The sequence below is a fragment of the Arthrobacter sp. TJ-178 genome (assembly GCF_058269275.1).
This window is the reverse complement of the sequence record NZ_JBZCNK010000006.1, coordinates 44,775-62,714: the sequence shown is the minus strand read 5'-3', so window position 1 is coordinate 62,714 and position 17,940 is coordinate 44,775. Positions and strand designations below refer to the sequence as shown.

General features: G+C 65.7%; 12 protein-coding genes, 2 tRNA genes and 1 pseudogene. 5 read left to right on the top strand and 10 right to left on the bottom strand.

The features are described 5' to 3' along the window. Positions 1 to 51: 51 nt before the first annotated feature. A tRNA-Arg gene (locus tag AC4D2Q_RS15810) sits at positions 52 to 127 on the bottom strand. A gap of 306 nt (positions 128 to 433) precedes the next feature. On the opposite strand from AC4D2Q_RS15810, the gene AC4D2Q_RS15805 reads away from it, so the two are divergent. After that, the gene (locus AC4D2Q_RS15805) at positions 434 to 2,326 is read left to right on the top strand and encodes a phosphoenolpyruvate carboxykinase (GTP) (RefSeq protein WP_490947411.1); all 1,893 of its coding nucleotides are present in this window, start codon (positions 434 to 436) and stop codon (positions 2,324 to 2,326) included. 107 nt (positions 2,327 to 2,433) lie between these two features. Here AC4D2Q_RS15805 and AC4D2Q_RS15800 read toward each other — a convergent pair whose 3' ends face one another. Further along, positions 2,434 to 2,901: a hypothetical protein gene (locus tag AC4D2Q_RS15800; protein ID WP_490947410.1), complete on the bottom strand. Its 468-nt coding sequence runs from the start codon at positions 2,899 to 2,901 to the stop codon at positions 2,434 to 2,436. 4 nt (positions 2,902 to 2,905) lie between these two features. Then, a complete protein-coding gene (locus AC4D2Q_RS15795; protein ID WP_490947409.1) occupies positions 2,906 to 4,312 on the bottom strand; it encodes a phosphomannomutase/phosphoglucomutase in 1,407 nt (468 codons plus the stop codon). Between the two features lie 208 nt (positions 4,313 to 4,520). On the opposite strand from AC4D2Q_RS15795, the gene AC4D2Q_RS15790 reads away from it, so the two are divergent. Continuing rightward, complete coding sequence (locus tag AC4D2Q_RS15790; RefSeq protein ID WP_490927973.1) at positions 4,521 to 6,644, top strand: RecQ family ATP-dependent DNA helicase; 2,124 nt, start codon at positions 4,521 to 4,523, stop codon at positions 6,642 to 6,644. Here AC4D2Q_RS15790 and AC4D2Q_RS15785 read toward each other — a convergent pair. Both AC4D2Q_RS15785 and AC4D2Q_RS15780 read right to left on the bottom strand, forming a co-directional pair. Continuing rightward, a complete protein-coding gene (locus AC4D2Q_RS15785) occupies positions 6,589 to 7,560 on the bottom strand; it encodes a FadR/GntR family transcriptional regulator (RefSeq protein WP_490947408.1) in 972 nt (323 codons plus the stop codon). The genes AC4D2Q_RS15790 and AC4D2Q_RS15785 overlap by 56 nt on opposite strands. Before the next feature lie 61 nt (positions 7,561 to 7,621). Beyond that, complete coding sequence (locus tag AC4D2Q_RS15780) at positions 7,622 to 8,446, bottom strand: crotonase/enoyl-CoA hydratase family protein (RefSeq protein WP_490947407.1); 825 nt, start codon at positions 8,444 to 8,446, stop codon at positions 7,622 to 7,624. A gap of 99 nt (positions 8,447 to 8,545) precedes the next feature. Between AC4D2Q_RS15780 and AC4D2Q_RS15775 the strand changes: the two genes are divergently transcribed. Beyond that, positions 8,546 to 9,274 carry a hypothetical protein gene (locus tag AC4D2Q_RS15775; protein WP_490947406.1) on the top strand — a complete coding sequence of 243 codons (729 nt, stop codon included), beginning with the start codon at positions 8,546 to 8,548 and terminating at the stop codon, positions 9,272 to 9,274. A gap of 59 nt (positions 9,275 to 9,333) precedes the next feature. Here AC4D2Q_RS15775 and AC4D2Q_RS15770 read toward each other — a convergent pair whose 3' ends face one another. From AC4D2Q_RS15770 to AC4D2Q_RS15755, 4 genes and pseudogenes are all read right to left on the bottom strand, one after another. After that, positions 9,334 to 10,356, bottom strand: coding sequence for an aldo/keto reductase (locus AC4D2Q_RS15770; RefSeq protein WP_490927921.1), 1,023 nt, complete (start codon positions 10,354 to 10,356; stop codon positions 9,334 to 9,336). A 121-nt stretch (positions 10,357 to 10,477) separates the two neighbouring features. Further along, positions 10,478 to 10,565 (bottom strand) — tRNA-Ser (locus tag AC4D2Q_RS15765). An 81-nt stretch (positions 10,566 to 10,646) separates the two neighbouring features. Next, positions 10,647 to 11,219, bottom strand: coding sequence for an ArsR/SmtB family transcription factor (locus AC4D2Q_RS15760; protein ID WP_490947405.1), 573 nt, complete (start codon positions 11,217 to 11,219; stop codon positions 10,647 to 10,649). A gap of 3 nt (positions 11,220 to 11,222) precedes the next feature. Continuing rightward, a pseudogene (locus tag AC4D2Q_RS15755) lies at positions 11,223 to 13,344 on the bottom strand (prolyl oligopeptidase family serine peptidase). Between the two features lie 205 nt (positions 13,345 to 13,549). Here AC4D2Q_RS15755 and AC4D2Q_RS15750 point away from each other — a divergent pair. Then, positions 13,550 to 15,586, top strand: a complete 2,037-nt coding sequence (locus AC4D2Q_RS15750) for an FAD/NAD(P)-binding protein (protein ID WP_490947404.1) — start codon at positions 13,550 to 13,552, stop codon at positions 15,584 to 15,586. 93 nt (positions 15,587 to 15,679) lie between these two features. Beyond that, positions 15,680 to 16,921: an MFS transporter gene (locus AC4D2Q_RS15745; protein ID WP_490947403.1), complete on the top strand. Its 1,242-nt coding sequence runs from the start codon at positions 15,680 to 15,682 to the stop codon at positions 16,919 to 16,921. Here the strand turns inward: AC4D2Q_RS15745 and AC4D2Q_RS15740 are convergent. After that, the gene (locus tag AC4D2Q_RS15740; protein WP_490947402.1) at positions 16,905 to 17,825 is read right to left on the bottom strand and encodes an alpha/beta fold hydrolase; all 921 of its coding nucleotides are present in this window, start codon (positions 17,823 to 17,825) and stop codon (positions 16,905 to 16,907) included. The two genes, AC4D2Q_RS15745 and AC4D2Q_RS15740, sit on opposite strands and share 17 nt — an antisense overlap. Positions 17,826 to 17,940: the final 115 nt, after the last annotated feature.

Sequence of the window (17,940 nt, the reverse complement as noted above, 5' to 3'; positions counted from 1 at the left end):
ACAAAAAAACCCGGTTCAACCAGTAGTTATACTGGTCAAACCGGGTTTCGCTGGTGCGCGCGAAGGGATTCGAACCCCCAACCTTCTGATCCGTAGTCAGATGCTCTATCCGTTGAGCTACGCACGCATTTGGATTTTTCTTTGTTTTCCCGGCCGCTTGGGCCTTCCTTCAAAGTTTGTCCGTGGCTGTTTTGCCGTAAATAACTATAGCCCAGATTTACGGGTGTGCCTAATCGGCATTTCCCAACCACCAAAACTAGACCGGTCTATATGACCTTCGTCACATCTGCGTAAGCTGGCCCACACAAGTTCCTTGAGTTCTAGGGAGACCCGGAGCAGTCCCGAATACAGGTATTACCTTTTCCCCGGAGGCTTGCCGCGTGCTGACAACTAGCATCAAAATCATCTCACTGGCCCAACGAAGGGAAGAATCATGGGCGATGACGCGCGTCAGCTAGTTCTCGATGAGAGCGGCGACAACGCTGCTCCAAGCCATCTGGACAGCAGCACCCCGGGGGCCGCCGAGGGTGCGCCCACCACCCACCAGGCGCTGCTTGCATGGGTTCAGCAAATGGCCGAGCTGACGCAGCCGGATCGCGTGTATTGGGTGGACGGTTCCGAGGCGGAAAACAAGCGCCTCACCGATGAGCTGGTGGATGCCGGAACCCTGGTCCGGCTCAACCCCGAGACCTTCCCTAATTCCTTCGCGGCTTTCTCCGATCCCAAGGACGTGGCACGCGTCGAAGAGCAGACATTCATCTGCTCGGAGAAGAAGCACGACGCCGGTTTTACCAATAACTGGATGGACCCGTCCGAAATGCGGGAAAAGCTCAACGGGCTTTTTGCCGGATCCATGCGCGGGCGCACCATGTACGTCATACCTTTCGTCATGGGCCACCTCGACGCCGAGGATCCCAAGTTCGGCGTCGAAATCACCGACAGCGCCTATGTTGTCGCCTCCATGCGCATCATGGCCCGCATCGGTACCGACGTGCTGCGGAAGATGGAAGAGCTGGATGCCTTCTTCGTGCCGGCCATGCATTCCCTCGGAGCACCGCTGGCCGACGGTGAGCAGGACGTTCCCTGGCCCTGCAGTGACGACAAGTGGATTGTGCACTTCCCCGAAGACCGGTCCATCTGGTCCTACGGCTCCGGCTACGGCGGCAATGCCCTGCTCGGCAAGAAGTGCTACGCCCTGCGCATCGCGTCCATCATGGCCCGGGATGAAGGCTGGCTGGCCGAGCACATGCTCATCCTGAAGCTCACCAGTCCGGAAAAGAAGGACTACTTCGTGGCCGCGGCCTTCCCGTCCGCCTGCGGAAAGACCAACCTGGCCCTGCTGGACCCCACCATTGACGGTTGGAAAGTTGAAACCCTCGGTGATGACATCACCTGGATGCGCTTTGGCCACGAGGGCGAACTGCGCGCCACGAACCCGGAAGCGGGCCTCTTCGGCGTCGCACCGGGCACCGGCTGGAGCACCAATCCCAACGCGATGCGGGCCATTGCCAAGGGAAACTCCATTTTCACCAACGTGGCGCTGACCGACGACGGCGGTGTCTGGTGGGAGGGCATGACGGACGAAGCTCCGGCACACCTGACCGATTGGCTCGGCAACGAGTGGACTCCGGAGGCCGGCCATCCCGCCGCCCACCCGAACTCCCGCTTCTGCACGCCGATCGACCAGATCGACATGCTGGCCGACGAATACCATTCCCCGAACGGAGTGCCGGTATCGGCGATCCTCTTCGGCGGACGCCGCAAGACCACAGTTCCGCTGGTGACACAGTCACGCGACTGGACCAACGGCATCTTCATGGGCTCCACGCTGTCCTCGGAAACCACGGCGGCAGCAGCAGGCCAGGTGGGAGTGGTCCGCCGCGACCCCATGGCCATGCTCCCGTTCATGGGCTACGACGCCGGCGACTACCTGCGCCACTGGATCACGCTCAGCGGCAAGGCCGATCAGGAGGCGCTGCCGAAGATCTTCCTGGTCAACTGGTTCCGCCGGACCGCCGACGGCGGCTTCGCCTGGCCCGGCTTCGGCGACAACGCCCGTGTCCTCAAATGGGTCATCGAACGCATCGAAGGCACGGCCGACGCCGTCGAAACCCCCATCGGCTACGTTCCCACCGGGGACTCACTGGACCTCACCGGGCTGGACATGACGCCCGCCGATGTGGAGGCCGCCGTGAACGTGGACGCGGAGGAATGGAAGACGGAGCTGGCCGGCATTGAAGAGTGGTACGCCCGCTTCGGTGAATCCCTGCCGGAGGATCTCGTTGCGGAGCTGCAGACGCTCAAGGAGCGGTTCGCGGCCGCCTAGGCGACCTTGATTAGCCGAGTCTGCCGGCGCTAACGCCGTCGGGCAGCAAAAAAGCCGGGCCCCTTCCAGATGGAAGGAGCCCGGCTTTTTTATCAAGCGAAAAAGTATCAGGCCTCTTCGGTGGCCTCTTCGGTGCCCCAAACCAGCCGGTCGCCCGACTCCCACTGCGGCTCGGCGAAGGTCCACTCGCCGTCGACCTCGGAGTAGGTCTGGATCGCAGAGATGCAGACGCCCTCGGAGTGCTCGGCCACCACGTGGATGGCGTCGGTGGACTCGTCGGGCAGGTGGATGTCGGAGAAGACAGCAGCGGCGCGGTTGTCGCCCTTCTGCTCCGTGAGGACCTGGTAGATGTCATCGATCATGGCGTCGGCGTCGAGGTCTTCGTCGCTTTCTTCCGGCGCAACGGCGATCATGCGCAGTTCGCCGTCATTCTGGACAACCAGGGCTGCGGGCAGGAAGGCGCCCTGTGCTTCCAGCTGCTCCTGGGCGACGCCCAGAGCGGTGCCCAGCAGGGAATTAAGGTCCTCCTGGACCTGGGCGGAAGGTTCTCCGCCGTTCAGTTCAACATCAGCCATTGGTTCAGTTCCTAACTAGATCAAGTACGCGGTCGCGGACCCGCACCATGGTGGCGAGGTCTTCGGCTTCGGCGTTCAGCCGAAGGAAGGGCTCGGTGTTGGACGCGCGGAGGTTGAACCACCACTGTCCGTCATCGGCGGTGAAAGTCAATCCATCGAGCGTATCCACGGTGACACCGTCGCGGTCAAATTCAGCGCGGACCCGAGCCACGGCCGCGGGGACGTCGGAGAGCTCGGAATTGATCTCGCCGGAGGCAAAGTACGGCTCGTATTCGCGGGCCAGATCCGAGAGCGGGAGGGTCTGTTCGCCCAGTGCCGCGAGGACGTGCATGGCCGCGAGCATGCCGGTGTCCGCGTTGTAGAAGTCGCGGAAGTAATAGTGCGCGGAGTGCTCGCCGCCGAAGACGGCGCCTTCCTCTGCCATCAGCGCCTTGATGAAGGAGTGGCCAACGCGCGTGCGGACGGCGCGGCCGCCGTCGGCCTCCACCAGCTCCGGAACCGCGCGGGACGTGATGAGGTTGTGGATGATGACCGGCGTCGTCTCCCCGGCCGCCTTGGCGCGTGCAATTTCACGGCGGGCCACGAGGGCAGTGATGGCCGAGGGGCTGACCGGGTCGCCCTTCTCGTCGATGACAAAGCAGCGGTCCGCGTCGCCGTCGAAGGCAAGGCCCAGGTCCGCACCGTGCTCGACGACGGCGGCCTGCAGGTCCCGGAGGTTCTCCGGCTCCAGGGGGTTGGCCGGATGGTTCGGGAAGGAACCGTCCAGTTCAAAGTAGAGGTCAATGATTTCCAGCGGCAGGCCCGGCAGCAGAGTGTCGCCCAGGACCGCCGGGGTGGTGAGGCCGGCCATGCCGTTTCCGGCGTCCACAACCACCTTGAGCGGACGGATAGCTGAGAGGTCCACCAGGCTGCGGAGGTATTCGGAGTAATCGCGCAGGATGTCGCGGACACTGATCTGGCCGGGGGTCTCGACGGCGGGAATCGTGCCGGCGTTCAGGTACTGCTCGGCCTTGGCCTGGATGTCATAGAGCCCGGTTTCCGAGGAGATGGGAACCGCTCCGGCTTTGGCCATCTTGATGCCGTTGTACTGGGCCGGGTTGTGGCTTGCTGTGAACGTGGCTCCGGCCGCATTCAAGGCACCGCAGGCGTAGTACAGCTCGTCGGTGGAGATGAGGTCCAGCAGGAGGACGTTGGCTCCGCGCATGGTGGCTCCGGCCGCGAAGTCCCTGATGAACTCGGGGGAGGACGGGCGCATGTCGCCGCCCACCAGGACAGTCTCACCGGCAAGATCCAGCACGTCCACAAAGGCGGCGCCGACGGCCTTAACGATCTGCGGGGTGATGGTCTCGCCTACAACGCCACGAACGTCATAGGCCTTAAAGGATGCGGAAAGATCGAATTCACTAGTCACCCGCACAGTCTATAGGCCAAGCCCCGCGGACCCCGGTCTTACACCCCGCAGCCTGTCCACAACCGCTCCCGTCCACAGAAGTTGTGCCGGCTGGAGGAAACAGTCAGCAGCGGCTGGAATAGTGGAAGGTATGGATTTCCCGCAAGACACCCCAACTTATAGTGAGACCGAACCGGACATGGCACCGCAGGCCGGCGGTGCCGGCTCCATGGATGCCTCGGATGCCAACCCCGGCCTGCGGGAGGAAGCCACCGTCCTGCTCCGCGCCCTGGTGGGCAACGACGCTGCCGAGTTCCACGAGGGCCAGTACGAAGCCATCGAGGCCCTGGTGTCCGGCGGACGGCGTGCACTGGTGGTGCAGCGCACCGGGTGGGGCAAATCGGCCGTGTACTTCGTGGCCAGCCTGCTGCTGCGTGCCCGCGGCGCCGGCCCTACCCTGATCGTTTCGCCGCTGCTGGCGCTCATGCGCGACCAGGTTGCCGCTGCCGAGCGTGCCGGCGTCCGTGCCGTGGCCATCAACTCCGCCAACCAGTTGGAATGGCAGGACATCTCCGCCAAGCTCCAAGCGGACCAGGTTGATGTTCTGCTGGTTTCCCCCGAGCGCCTGAACAACCCGGGGTTCCGGGAAACACATCTCCCGGAGCTGATTCGCCGTTCCGGGCTGCTCGTGATTGACGAAGCACACTGCATTTCCGACTGGGGCCATGACTTTCGCCCGGACTACCGGCGCATCCGCAGCCTGATCGAGCAGCTGCCCGCCTCGGTGCCGGTCCTGGCCACCACGGCCACCGCCAACTCCCGGGTGGTGAAGGACATCGAGGAACAACTGGCCGCCGGCGGCGAGGACGTGTTCACCATCCGCGGACCGCTGGCACGGCAATCCCTGCGCCTGGGCGTGCTGCGGCTGCCCAGCCCCAAGGCCCGGCTGGGCTGGCTGCTGACCCACCTCGACGAGCTGCCCGGGTCCGGCATCATCTATGCCCTGACCGTCTCCGCGGCGGAGGACACCGCCCGCTTGCTGCAGAAGGCCGGACATCCCGTCCTTGCCTACACCGGCCGCACCGATCCGGCGGACCGGGAACAGGCCGAAGCGGCGTTGAAGAACAACGAGGTCAAGGCGCTGGTCGCCACCAGCGCGCTGGGCATGGGATTCGACAAACCTGATCTGGGATTTGTGGTGCACCTTGGCGCTCCGTCCTCGCCCGTGGCCTATTACCAGCAGGTGGGCCGTGCCGGCCGCGGCACCCCGAGCGCTGATGTGCTGCTGCTGCCGGGCACCGAGGACAAGGACATCTGGGAGTATTTCGCCACCTCTTCCATGCCGGCGGAAGGCCCGGCCAATGCCGTGTTGACCGAGCTGGCGTCCGGAGCGGTGATGTCCACCGGAGCGCTGGAAACACGGGTGAACCTGAAGCGCTCCCCGCTGGAGCTGCTCCTGAAGGTCCTGGCCGTGGACGGCGCTGTGGAACGCGTCTCCGGCGGCTGGCGGGGAACCGGCGAGCCGTGGACCTATGACCGGGAGCGGTACGAACGGATTTCCGCAGCCCGCGTCCGCGAACAGCAGGCCATGCTGGACTACGAGGCCACCACGGGCTGCCGCATGGAATTCTTGTCCGTCCAGCTCGATGACCCCGCTGCCGCCCCGTGCGGCCGCTGCGACAACTGCGCCGGACGCTGGTTCTCCGGCGACATTGCCGCCGAAGCCACCGACAGTGCAGACCAGGCCCTCAGCCGGGTGGGCGTGGATGTGGATCCGCGCGGCATGTACCCCTCCGGCATGGACCGGCTGGGCGTTCCCGTAAAGGGGAAAATCAAGCCGGATCTGGCACTGTCCACCGGCCGGGCACTGGCCCGGCTGACCGACCTCGGCTGGGGCGGGCGGCTGCGGGAGATCTTTGCCCCTGACGCCGCGGACACCCAGGTGGACGACGCGCTGCTTAAGGGTTGTGTGCAGGTGCTGGCGCAATGGGGCTGGGAAGAACGGCCGGTGGCAGTGGTCAGCATTCCGTCGCGGTCCCGTCCGCAGCTGGTGGGATCCCTGGCCCACGGCATTTCCACTCTGGGACGCATCCCGTATCTGGGTGCCCTGCAGCTGCCGCACGGCGGTCCCACGGGCGGTTCAGGCGGAAACAGCGCCTTTCGGCTCGCGGCGGTCTGGGACCAGTTTGCCGTTCCCGAAGAGGGTGCAGCCTGGTTCGCGGCCAATCCCGGCCCGGTCCTGCTGGTGGATGACTTTGCTGACAGCCGCTGGACCCTCACCGAGGCGGGCCGGGTGCTTAGGCAGGCCGGCGCGGCTTCCGTGCTGCCTTTTGTCCTGGCACTGAAGGCATAGCGAACAGCTCGTACAGCGCGGGCTCCCTCGCGATTCGGGCAATCTGCGGTTCCGGACGGCTGGGCTCCGTCGTGCGACCGGGTTCGGGCTCCGCTGGGCGGCCGGGCTCGGGCGAGGCGGCGGCGGGGGTGGGCGAGGGGGCAGCTGGGGTGGGCGAGGCGGCAGTGCGCTGAACAGCGGATGCGGCGCGCGGGTCCGGAACGGGCGGCCGCACCGCTGCCTCCGGAGCTTCGACTGCTGCCTCGGCCGGAGGCTGGCGCAGCCAACGTTCCGCCGAAGCGATGTGGACGGTCATGAGGGACCGCGCCAGCTCGGCGTCGCCCAGCGTCAGCGCCTCCAGGATGGCGGCGTGCTCGGCGATGACGGACCTTTCCGCCCCGGCTTCAGTAATACGCTGCCAGGTCCGCAGCCGCAGGGCGCTGCCGGTCAGCGAGTCCAGCAGTCCGGCCAAGTAGGGATTACCCGAGGCGCGGGCAATGTGGGAGTGGAACGTGTTGTCATGGGCCGCCAACTCGGCGGCTGTTGCCCCGGCCGGCACCGAATCCAGGCAGGCCCGCAGGGCAGCCACGGCGCGGGCGTCGATGCGTCCGGCAGCATGGGCTGCGGCACCGGGTTCAAGGATGCGCCGGACCTCGATCAGTTCGGCGGCCGAGCTTTCCTGATGGATTTCCACCATGAAACCCACAGTTTCCGTCAACAGCCCCGGATCGAGGCTGGTGACGTAGGTTCCGTCTCCACGGCGCACATCCAGCACGCGGATCAGCTCCAGCGCTTTCACGGCCTCCCGAAGCGAGCTGCGGGACAGACCCAGCTGGTCGCTGAGCTCATTCTCCGGAGGCAGACGGTCACCGGCCTTGAGCTGCCCGCTGATGAGCATTTCCTTGATCTTGGTAATTGCTTCATCGGTAACAGCCACCTGACCATCTTAAGGGCCTGTCGGCGGTTGCCTGTGCGGGCAGGGGTAAATCCCGGATCCCCTAGTCGCCGGTGAAGACGGCGGGGCGGCGCTCGGCAAATGCTGAGGTTGCTTCATGGAAATCGCGGCTGGCCAGGAACGCCGAATTCCACAGCTGGACATAGTCCAGCCCGGCTTGGACTGGTGCCTCCAGCGCGTGGTTCATCACCTGTTTCACGCCCTGCACCGTCAGCGGAGGGTTCGCGGCAATCATGGCGGCAAGCTCGCGTCCCCGGCCGACGACGTCGTCGGCGAGTTCCGTGACCAGCCCCAGACGGTGGGCGCGGTCGGCGTCGAAATCCTCTCCGGTCAGGGCGAGGTGACGGGCGGGGCCCTCGCCGATGATCGCCGGGAGACGCTGGAGGGATCCCAGATCGGCAACGATGGCCACCTTAACTTCGCGCACACTGAACTTGGCTGCAGGGGAAGCGATGCGGATGTCGGCGGCGGCAATGACGTCGATCGCTCCGCCAATGCACCAGCCGTCCACCGCTGCAACGACCGGTTTGGCACATCTGGCCAGAGAGCTGACAGCGTCCTGGAGGTCCCTGATGCTGCGGCGGAAGCCTTCCCTGCGGCGCGCGTCCATTCCTCCGGCGGCCAGCAGCGGCGCAAAGACGGGAGCCATGGCCGGCAGGTCAAGCCCGTAGCTGAAGTTGCCGCCGGAACCGTAGAGCAGCACCGCCCGCACGCTGTCATCCTCGCTCAGGGCGCCGAAAACTTCGGGCAGTTCCCTCCAAAAGTCCGGGCCCATCGCGTTTCCTTTGGAGGGCCCGGTGAGCTCGACTTCAGCTATTCCGTCCGCAATGTGTACGCGCAGGGAACGCAGGGAAGTGGTCGGGCTCATGGAATCTCCTGTGATTGGCGGCGGCGGCTGCACGCCAATATACCGGCAGCGAAGCGCGGGGTATCGCTGGAAAGCTAGGATCGGTATATGGAGTTCCTGGTGATCGTTCTATTTGTCGTGGCCATTGTTGTGGTGAACTTTGTCATCACCCGTGCTCAGCGCCGGAAGAAGCAGGCAGAAGGGGAAACCGTCCTGGACGGCGGGGACCGCCCTGAGCGCGCAGCGAAGCCGCAGCGCACTCCACGCAGGAATGTCTCCGGCGCAACGGGAGCATCGCCGGCTCCCCGAACGTCCGCAGTGGCGGCGCGTGAGGCCAATGCCCGGCTCGATGCCACCCAGCACCAGCAGGTGTATGCCGCCATTGCGCAGGGGCACCCCGTCAAAGCGGTCAAGCTCTATGCGCAGTTCACCGGTGTGGGGATACGGGCGGCGGGAGCGGCCGTGGAGAATCTGGCAATGCACCCGCAGCCCTATCAGCAGCCACGTCCGGCCGGCACAACGCCGGCAACACCGCCGGCTGACGCACCGTCCGCAACACCGACGCCGGCTGACGCAGCGCCCGCTGGATCCACTCCGGCTGACGCCACGACGGCTGCCCCCGAGACTCGCAAGCCTGCCGATGATGCTGCCGATTCCACACCGAAAGCGAAGGCTGCTGAGCCGGAGAACCCGACAACGGACAACTCCGCCGCCGGCAAGGCCGCACCGGGGAGCGGCGCCGCCCGGGCTGCTGACTCCCGCCGGGAATCAGCAGCCAAGCCGCCCGCCGCACCTGAAGAAGATGAAATCAGCAAGTGGGTCAAGGACCTCCGGCCGGAAGACTTCTAAGGAAGGCCTTTAGCAGAACGGGCAATTCCCTCCGGCATGCTCCCCTCCGGCATGCACCCCTACGGCAACTGCCGTGCGCGCTGGTTGACCCCGTCCGTTCCGTACGGATAGTTGCCGACGGCCGGACGGCTGAGGTCGTTCAGCCTCTGTTCCTCCTCGGTTGAGAGCCGGAGCGAAGCCGCGCCCAAATTGTCGGTGAGCTGCTCAACCGTCCGGGCGCCCAGGATTACCGAGGTTACTCCGGGCTGATCAGCCAGCCAGGCCAGGGCCACCTGCGCGGGGCTGGCATGGTGTGCAGCGGCAATGTCCTTCAGTGCATCGAGAATGTGCCAAGTGCGCTCATTGTTGCTGCGCAGGTCCCAGCCCTGGAATCGCCTGGTGGGATCGTCTCCGACCCGCGTCTTGCCGGCAGGAACCGATTCCCGGCGGTACTTCCCGGTGAGCCAGCCGCCGGCAAGCGGGGACCAGGGCAGCAGCCCCAGTCCGGCGTCGATCGCGGCCGGCACGATTTCCGACTCGATCTCGCGCTCCAGCAGGTTGTATTGCGGCTGCAGGGTCACCGGCTCGTTCCAGCCGTGTGCCCGCGCCGTGAACACTGCTTTGGTCAGCTGCCAGCCGGTGAAGTTGGAGAGGCCGTAGTAGCTGATTTTGCCCGCCGTAACCGCGTCCTGGAGGAAGCCGAGGGTTTCTTCCAGCGGGGTGAGCGGATCCCAGGCGTGCAGCTGGTACAGGTCGATGTGGTCCACGCCCAGCCGCTTCAGGGATGCGTCCAGTGCCTGGCGCAGGTGGCGCCGGGAGGTGCCCAGATCATTGGGGCCGTCTCCCATGGGGAATCTGCCCTTCGTGGCGAGCACGATGCTCCGGGCTGCTTCCGGCCGGGCCTGGAGCCAGCGGCCCACAATCTCCTCGGAAGTCCCTCCGGTATAGACGTCGGCGGTGTCGATGAAGTTTCCGCCGGCCTCCACATAGGTGTTGAGGAGGTTGTGGGAGACATGCTGGTCGGATTCATTGCCGAAGGTCATGGTGCCGAGTGCATAGCTGCTGACAACGGTGCCGCTGCGGCCCATCAGACGCATTTCCATGGAATTCCTTTTTGTTTGAGGAGTCACAGTTCAAGCTGCAATGTGAATGTGCCCAACATAGTCCGAAAAGGGAATCGGCGACAGAAACAAAAAAACCCCCGGTTGCCCGGGGGTTTTAGCGCGGAGACGGGGAGATTTGAACTCCCGGTGGGCTTTAGGCCCACACTTCATTAGCAGTGAAGCCCATTCGGCCGCTCTGGCACGTCTCCAAAATGCTCTCTGATAGCTTCCGCTGCCAGCCTGACAAGACTACCCATAAGGGGTGGGTAAGAGCAAAACGTCACCACAGCTCAGCCGGCGCCGCCGCCCGCAGGACGTGGAGAAATGCCGGACTGTTCCGCACCGGGTTGGTACATTGCAGCGAAGAAACCGTACTTTTGGGCGTCGTCACCTGGCCCGATCCCGGCATACTCCTCAATGAGCGCATGCAGCCTGCCCTGAAAAGCTGACAGCTGCGCCGGGGACAGGAAAAGGGTGACGCTGGTTTCGGACAGGCGCCCGGACCCGGGTGCGCGGCGGTAATTCTCCAGAGCCGATTCCAGGATGGCCGGACCCACAAGAGCACTTTCCGGCATGGCGGGATTGAAGCTCAGGCCCAGAGTTTTGCCCGTCGCCCGGTAGGGAATCTCGCGGGCGTTCCGGTTGCCCGGGCGCGCTTGCTCCGCCTCGACAAACCCGTGCTCGCTGAGCAGATGCAGGTGGTGGAGGGTTGCTCCGGGTGTTGCTCCCAGCCGCTGCGCAATTTCCTTGTTGGTCAGGGTCTCCCCGCGCAGCACCTGCAGGATCCGGATCCGCAGCGGGTGGGCCACAGCCTTGGCCTCATCCGCCGTCGCCTCCCGCTTCTGCACCGGTTCACTGCTCATGGTTCACCCCAGCCGTCCGGTCAGGGCCTCCCACAGGAACTCATAGGACATGGCATGCATGCGTGCGGCCTGCCTGTTGTCCGCTGCTCCGGCGTGCCCGCCTTCCAGCGCCTCATGGAACCAAACCTTCTCGATGCCCATCGCCTTCATCCGGGCGGCCATCTTCCGTGCCTGCACGGGGCCCACGCGGTCATCGCTGGTGGCTGTCCAGATCAGCGTGGGGGGATAGTCGGCGTCGTCCTTGAGCAGGTGGTACGGCGAGAACGTCTGCACAAACTCCCACTGCCGGGGATCCTCCGGATCTCCGTACTCGGCAATCCAGGAGTACCCGGCGGACAGCTTGGTGTAGCGGCGCATATCCAGCAGCGGCACGCCGCAGGACACGGCGCCGAACAGATGCGGATGGGTGGTGAGCATGTTGCCGACCAGCAGGCCGCCGTTGCTGCGGCCGGTGCAGCCCAGGTGCTTACGGGAGGTCACCCCGCGCTGAATGAGGTCCTCGGCCACGGCCGCAAAGTCCTCATAGGCGCGGTGCCGGTTTTCCTGCAGGGCAGCACGGTGCCATTCGGGACCGTACTCACCGCCGCCGCGGATATTGGCCAGCACATAGACGCCGGAGCGCTTCAGCCCCGAGGCGTCGGTGAAGCTGCGTTCCAGCCAGCCGCGGCCCACCATTCCGCTGTAAGCCGGTGTCAGCGCCTGTTCAAAGCCGCCGTAACCGTTCAGCAGCGTGGGGTTGCCGCCGTCGAGCACCAGGTCCTTGGGGCCCACCTGGAAATAAGGCACCTTGGTGCCGTCGGCGGAAACGGCAAAGTGCTGCTCCACGGTGTCCGAGGAGGCGTCAAAGAACGACGGCGACTGCTTGACCACTGCTGCCGGCTCACCATTGGACTGCCCGAGGGTTCCGCGCGAGAGAGTGGACGGGGTCAGAAACCCGGTGCTGATGAGCCAGTAGTCGTTGCCGGCTTCCTCATCCTCATCGTCCACCGCGTACGCATCAACGCTGTGCAGCGGCGGGCAGGCATCCAGCTCGGACGCGGCCCAGCCGTTGGCCGGATCCAGCACCGAGATTTGGGAGGAGACGTCCCGCAGCAGGTTCAGCAGCAGATAGTCCCGGGTCCAGCTCCAGGACTGCAGGGATGTTGCCGGGTCCGGGGTAAACAGTGTCACCAGCTCGCGGCTGCCGGCCAGGAAGCCTTCGAGATCCGCGGCCAGCAGCGACCCGGCGGCATGCACGATGCCGTTCAGCTCCCAATCGGTGCGCGGGCGCAACACCAGCCACTGCCGGTGCACATCCACATTCACGTCCAGCGGCACGTCCAGGCGCACCCACTGGTCTGCGCGGCGCAGGAAGGTGGAGCTGTTGTAGAAGTCCACGATGTCCACTGCGAGGTCACGTTGGAAGCCGGGGGTCTGGTCATGCACCACCACCGCCATCATGTGGTCTTCGGGCACCTCGAAATAGGGTTCGGCGTCGGCCAGCGGCATGCCGCGGCGCAGAATCCGGCTGGTGCGCGGATACGAGGAGGTGGTCATGGACCCGGAGCCAAAATCGGTGCCGACATACAGCTCGTCCGGTCCCGCCCAGCTGATCCGGTTCTTCGCCGCGGGAATGTCAAAGCCCCCGGAAACAAAGGCGCGGTCGACGACGTCGAACTCGCGGTAGCGGGCGGCGTCACCGCCGTCGGGGGAGAGGACCACCAGTGCCCGGCGGTAGGGCGCACCGTCAGCCGGCCGCAGGAACGCGGAGCCGCCCCAGACCCACTCCACATCCTCTTCACGGCTAAGTTCGTCCACGTCGAGAAGGATTTCCCATTGCGGATCTTCAGTGGTAACTCTCCCAGGTGGTGCGGCGCCACAGGCCCTTGGGATGCTCGGCATCGCGCCAGAAGTTGTAGTAATGCCCGCCGCGCTTGGCTGCCATGGGAATGCGGTCAGTGGAATCCAGTACTTCCAGCAGCCGCTTTTCGGTGTCCTCAAAGCCGGTTTCAGAGAGCAGGTCCTCCGTGACTTTGTTTTCCGCGCGCACCCAGTCCAGCTGTTTGTCCCCGTAAATGTCCTCCAGCCACAGGAACTCGTCATCAGCAAAGGGACCGGCGGACAGGTCAGGAGTCGAGGAAGTCATGTGCCCATCCTAGGGGTGTTGCCGCAGCCGTCGGCCTGTGTTCGGCTGCGCCCGGCGTTCCTGCGCTGGTGATTACGGGTCCCTTCGCCCCCTCCCGCCGGCAAGGCGGCGGTGGCGCTCTGCCGAGGCGTTCAATGCATCGGAGAAGCCGCGGTCTTTGTGATCCACGCCGGACCGTTGTTTACCGGACAGATACTCTTGAAGCATGACCAACACCGCGCAGAGCTACCAAGTGGCCGTAATTGGAGCGGGTCCGCGGGGAATCTCTGTTGTGGAACGCATGCTGGCCCAATACCTTTCGCTGCCGGCATTGAACCGGCCCAGCCTGAAAATTACCGTCTTTGATCCGTTCAACCCGGGGCCGGGCCATGTCTGGCGCACGGGGCAGTCCCGGCTGTTCCTGATGAATACGCCCTGCCTTTTTCCAACAGTGGTTCCGGCCGGGGCAACGGCCGATGAGCTGGCGGCATCGCCGTCGGCCCTGTCCTTCGACCAATGGCGGATGCTGATGGACGGCGACGACGGCGCTGCTGCCCGGCTTTCGGCCGCGGACCGTGAGGAGCTGGCCGCGCTGACAGCGGGGACCTTTCCCAGCCGCGCCGTCTACGGGCGCTACCTGGAGTGGACCTTCGCCCGGCTCGAGGAAGCTGCGCTCGCCGCCGGAGTGGAACTGGCACACGTGCGTGCCGAGATCCTCGGACTCGAACGCCCGGAGACCGGGAACGGCTGGTTCCTGGAGGTTGCCGGCGAAGGCACGCTGGAGGCCGACGCCGTCGTGCTCGCCCTGGGGCACCTGCCCGCCGCGCTGAGCCCCGAACAGGACCGGCTGCGGAACGCCGCAGACCGCCACGGCCTGCGCTACCTGCCTCCCGCTGTACCCTCCGATGTGGATTTCAGCGTCTTTCCTGCCGGTGAGCCGGTCCTCGTCCGCGGGCTCGGACTGAACTTCTTCGACATCATGATCCAGGTGACCACCGGCCGCGGCGGCCGCTTTGTGGCCAGCGGCGGCCCCGCCGGCCGTTCCCTGCGGTACGAGCCCAGCGGCCGCGAGCCGGTCCTGGTGGCGGCTTCCCGGCGGGGCACCCCCTACCGCGCGAAGGCCCGCCTGGACTCCTATGTGCCGCGCAGCGTGCGGCTGAACTACTTCACCCCGGAAGCGGCTGCCGCCTTCAAGGGCCAGGGCATCCTGCCCGGCTTTGACCACGATCTGTGGCCGCTGCTGCACCGCGACGCCGTCTGGGCCTACTACTCCACACTGGCGCGGGTGGCCGGAGATGAATTGCTGGAACCGGCGGAGCTCTTCCTGGCGGAACTGCGCGCAGCCCTGGATCTTCCCGGGCCCGAGTGGGATGCGGCCAAGGAAAAGGTTCTGGACCGTTTTGTTCCGGCAACACGCCGCACCAACCTCGAAGGCTTGGCCCAGCCCCTGGGCCGGCGTCCGTACAGCGGCGCCGAGGACCTGGACAACGCAATTCTGGCTTATCTTGAGGACGACGCGGCCGGGTCGGCTGCCGGTGAAGACGATCCCCTGAAAATGGCCATCGGTGCGCTCAACGCGGGGCGCACGCTGCTGAAAGCCATAGTGGCCGACGGCGGACTCGCCGACGCTTCCTGGCTTTCCGAGCTGCGGGGCTGGTTTGAACCGCTGGTGGAAGGCCTGGCCAGCGGTCCTCCGCCCGAGCGGATCGAGCAGCTGGCAGCCCTGGTGCGGGCCGGCGTCGTGCACTTTGTAGGTCCCGATCCGCGCTTTGACATTGATGAGGCACGGGGCGTTTTCACCGCAAATTCGCCCTGGTCCGGCACCGAATACGCTGCCCGCACCTTGGTGGAGGCGATGATGCCGCCAAACCGGGTGGACCGGAACATCTCCCCGCTGTTGGGCGGAATGCTGCGGAACGGCCTGGCGCGGCCAAAGGTCATGATGGCTGCGGACGGAACAGCCGTGATCACTCCGGGTCTGGATGTCACTGCGCCGCCATACCGTCCGGTGGGGATCAGCGGTGAGCCGCAGGAGGATCTTTACGTTCTGGGGCTTCAGCTCTCCTCGGTGCAGTGGGGAACCGCCATTGCTGCCGAGGCCGGTTCGCCCGCGGGTGCCGGCGCCAGAACGCTGCGGGACGCGGACGACATCGCCGCCGCCCTTCTGGCTTCGGCTGCCGGTGCGCAGGCGCGCCCGGAGCGGCGGAACCGGGCCAACGGAGCATCAGGTACCCTGCGGGAGGATTCCCGGAGCGCGGGCTAACCCCTGCGGCGAGCCCGGTGGGCTACGTGGTCCTGTGGCGCGACGCCCTCCGTGATGCTTGCCCGCCGGCGTTTGCTTTCCTATGCTCAGGCGATGACTGCCGAAGCGGTGCCCGGGAAGACACACACAGCCCTCCGGCGCGAGCGCTCCGCGCTGCTGGCCGCAGGATTTACCAACGGTCCGGCTGAGCTGGTGGATTTCCTGATTCCGCTCTGGGCCGGCATTGCCCTTGGCGCGCAGGCCTGGCAGGTGGGCCTGCTGATAGCGGCCGAACTGCTGGTGTCAGTGGTGGTCCGGCCGATCGCCGGGCGGCTGGCGGACAGCAGGGAACGGAAATCCCTCGCCGGTGTCGGGGCGGTGGTCTACGGGCTTTCGTGCTGCGGATACGCGGTTGCCGATTCCTTACCGATGGCCTTTGCCGCGGCTGTTCTGGGCGGCATCGGCGGGGCATTCCTCTGGGTCTGTCTGCGCGCCATCGTCAGTGAACGGCTCGCAGTGGATTCCAGTGTGTTTGCCCGCCTGATGTCGGTCCAGGAAACCGGCTCATGGGTGGCCTTTGTTGCGGGGCTGGTGCTGCTGTCCTTCACGGATCTCTTTGCCCCGGTCCTGGCCGGGTGCGGTGCGGCGTGCCTGCTGGGCGCCGCCGTGCTGCTGGCGAGTCCTGCCCGGCCGGACACCGCTCCCGGACCCGACGGCGGCGCAGCCATGGCAGCCGGTGCTCCGGGTGTGAGTTCGCGCGGGATCGCCGCGCGGGTCCGGCCGATGCTGATTACTTCGGCGACCACCGCCGTGGCTGAAGCTGCCGTCTCGATCCTGCTTTTGCTGCACCTGCAGCGGGGCTTCGGCCTGGACGTCATTGAAACCGCCTACGTCTTCCTGCCGGGAGCCATTGCCCTGGCGGTGCTGCCGCCGGTGCTGCACAAGGCCGTTCGGCGGATCGGGCGGCGGCGGTCCATGGCTGCCGCCTCGGTTTTCAGTGCGGCTTTTGCCGTGTCGCTGGCCTGGGCTCCGAATCCATGGGTGATTTCCGCCCTGTGGATTCTCAGCGGAGTGGCATTCGCCGTCATGATGCCCATCGAGCAGTCGGTCATTGCCGAAGCCGCGCCGAACAGCGTAGGTACCGGCATGGGAATCTACACCGCTGTCGGCCTGCTCAGCGCGGCCGCCGGTGCACTGGCCGCAGGCATGTTGTATGAGTTCAGTTCCTGGCAGGCAGCGTGCCTCATTTCCGGTGTCCTGATCCTCAGCGGTGCTGTGCTGGGGCCGTGGGCCATCCGGAAGCTTGGGATTGCCGATGTTCCCGCCGAAGATTCGCCGGTCATTCCGGACCGGTGATCTGCGCCGCATCGGACGGGGGTGCGATGGCCAGCCGCAGCATCCGGCAGAACGCGGTGCTGTCCTCGACGGGCCACCAGTGTCCGCCGTCCACCGGGCTGATGCGCAGATCCCGCACTTCCTCCCGCAGCCCGTCAGTCAGCCGCGGGGAGAGGAACGGATCATGCAGCGGCACAATGACGTGGACCGGTACCTGAATCATTGGCGGCAGGCCGCGGGCGGGAACACCCGAACCGAGCAGATTCGCGCGGTACAGCTGCAGTCCGCGAACGGCATTGTCCGCCGCGGTCGCGGCACTGATTTCGATGCCGGATGCCCGGTTTGCGGCAAGCCGGGCGTAGCGCGGACCCAGCAGCCGCCACAGCAGTTCCGGCAGGACAGGCAGCTGGAAGAAGGCAACATACGTGCTGCGCAGGGCCTGGCTTGCTGCCAGCAGCCAACGGCGCGGTGTTTGCAGACAGCCCGCAAACCAGCGGCGGAGATGGCTCAGATCAGGGCCGGAAATGCTGGTGAAGCTGAGGATGCTTCCGGCGGCATGTGGATCGCGGACCGCGGCCCAGCATTGGACGGATCCCCAGTCATGGCCCACCAGATGCACCTGCTGCGCTCCGGCTGATGCCAGGACGGCGTAGAGGTCCGAGACGAGCAGCGGCAACCGGTACGGGGCCAACGGGTTATTCGTCTGCGCTTCCACCCGTGAATCCCCGGCATTGCGGGTGTCATAGGCCAGAACCCGGTGATCCGCGGCGAGATCCTCGATGACATTGTGGAACACGGTGTGATCATCGGGATAGCCGTGGACCAACAGAATGGTTGGAGCATCTGCGTCCGCCGGCAGGCCGTACTCGAAAACTGCCAGCCGTGCGCCGTCGTTCTCCACCGTCCACTGCCTGTTCTCCTGCATCCGGATGTCCCTTCATCTGCGTGGTGCCGGGCCGAGGGCGATACCGCGGCCGGAGAAACGGGCCTTAACGCGGGATGCCGCCCCGGCAATGTGCCGGGACGGCATCCTTTCAGCT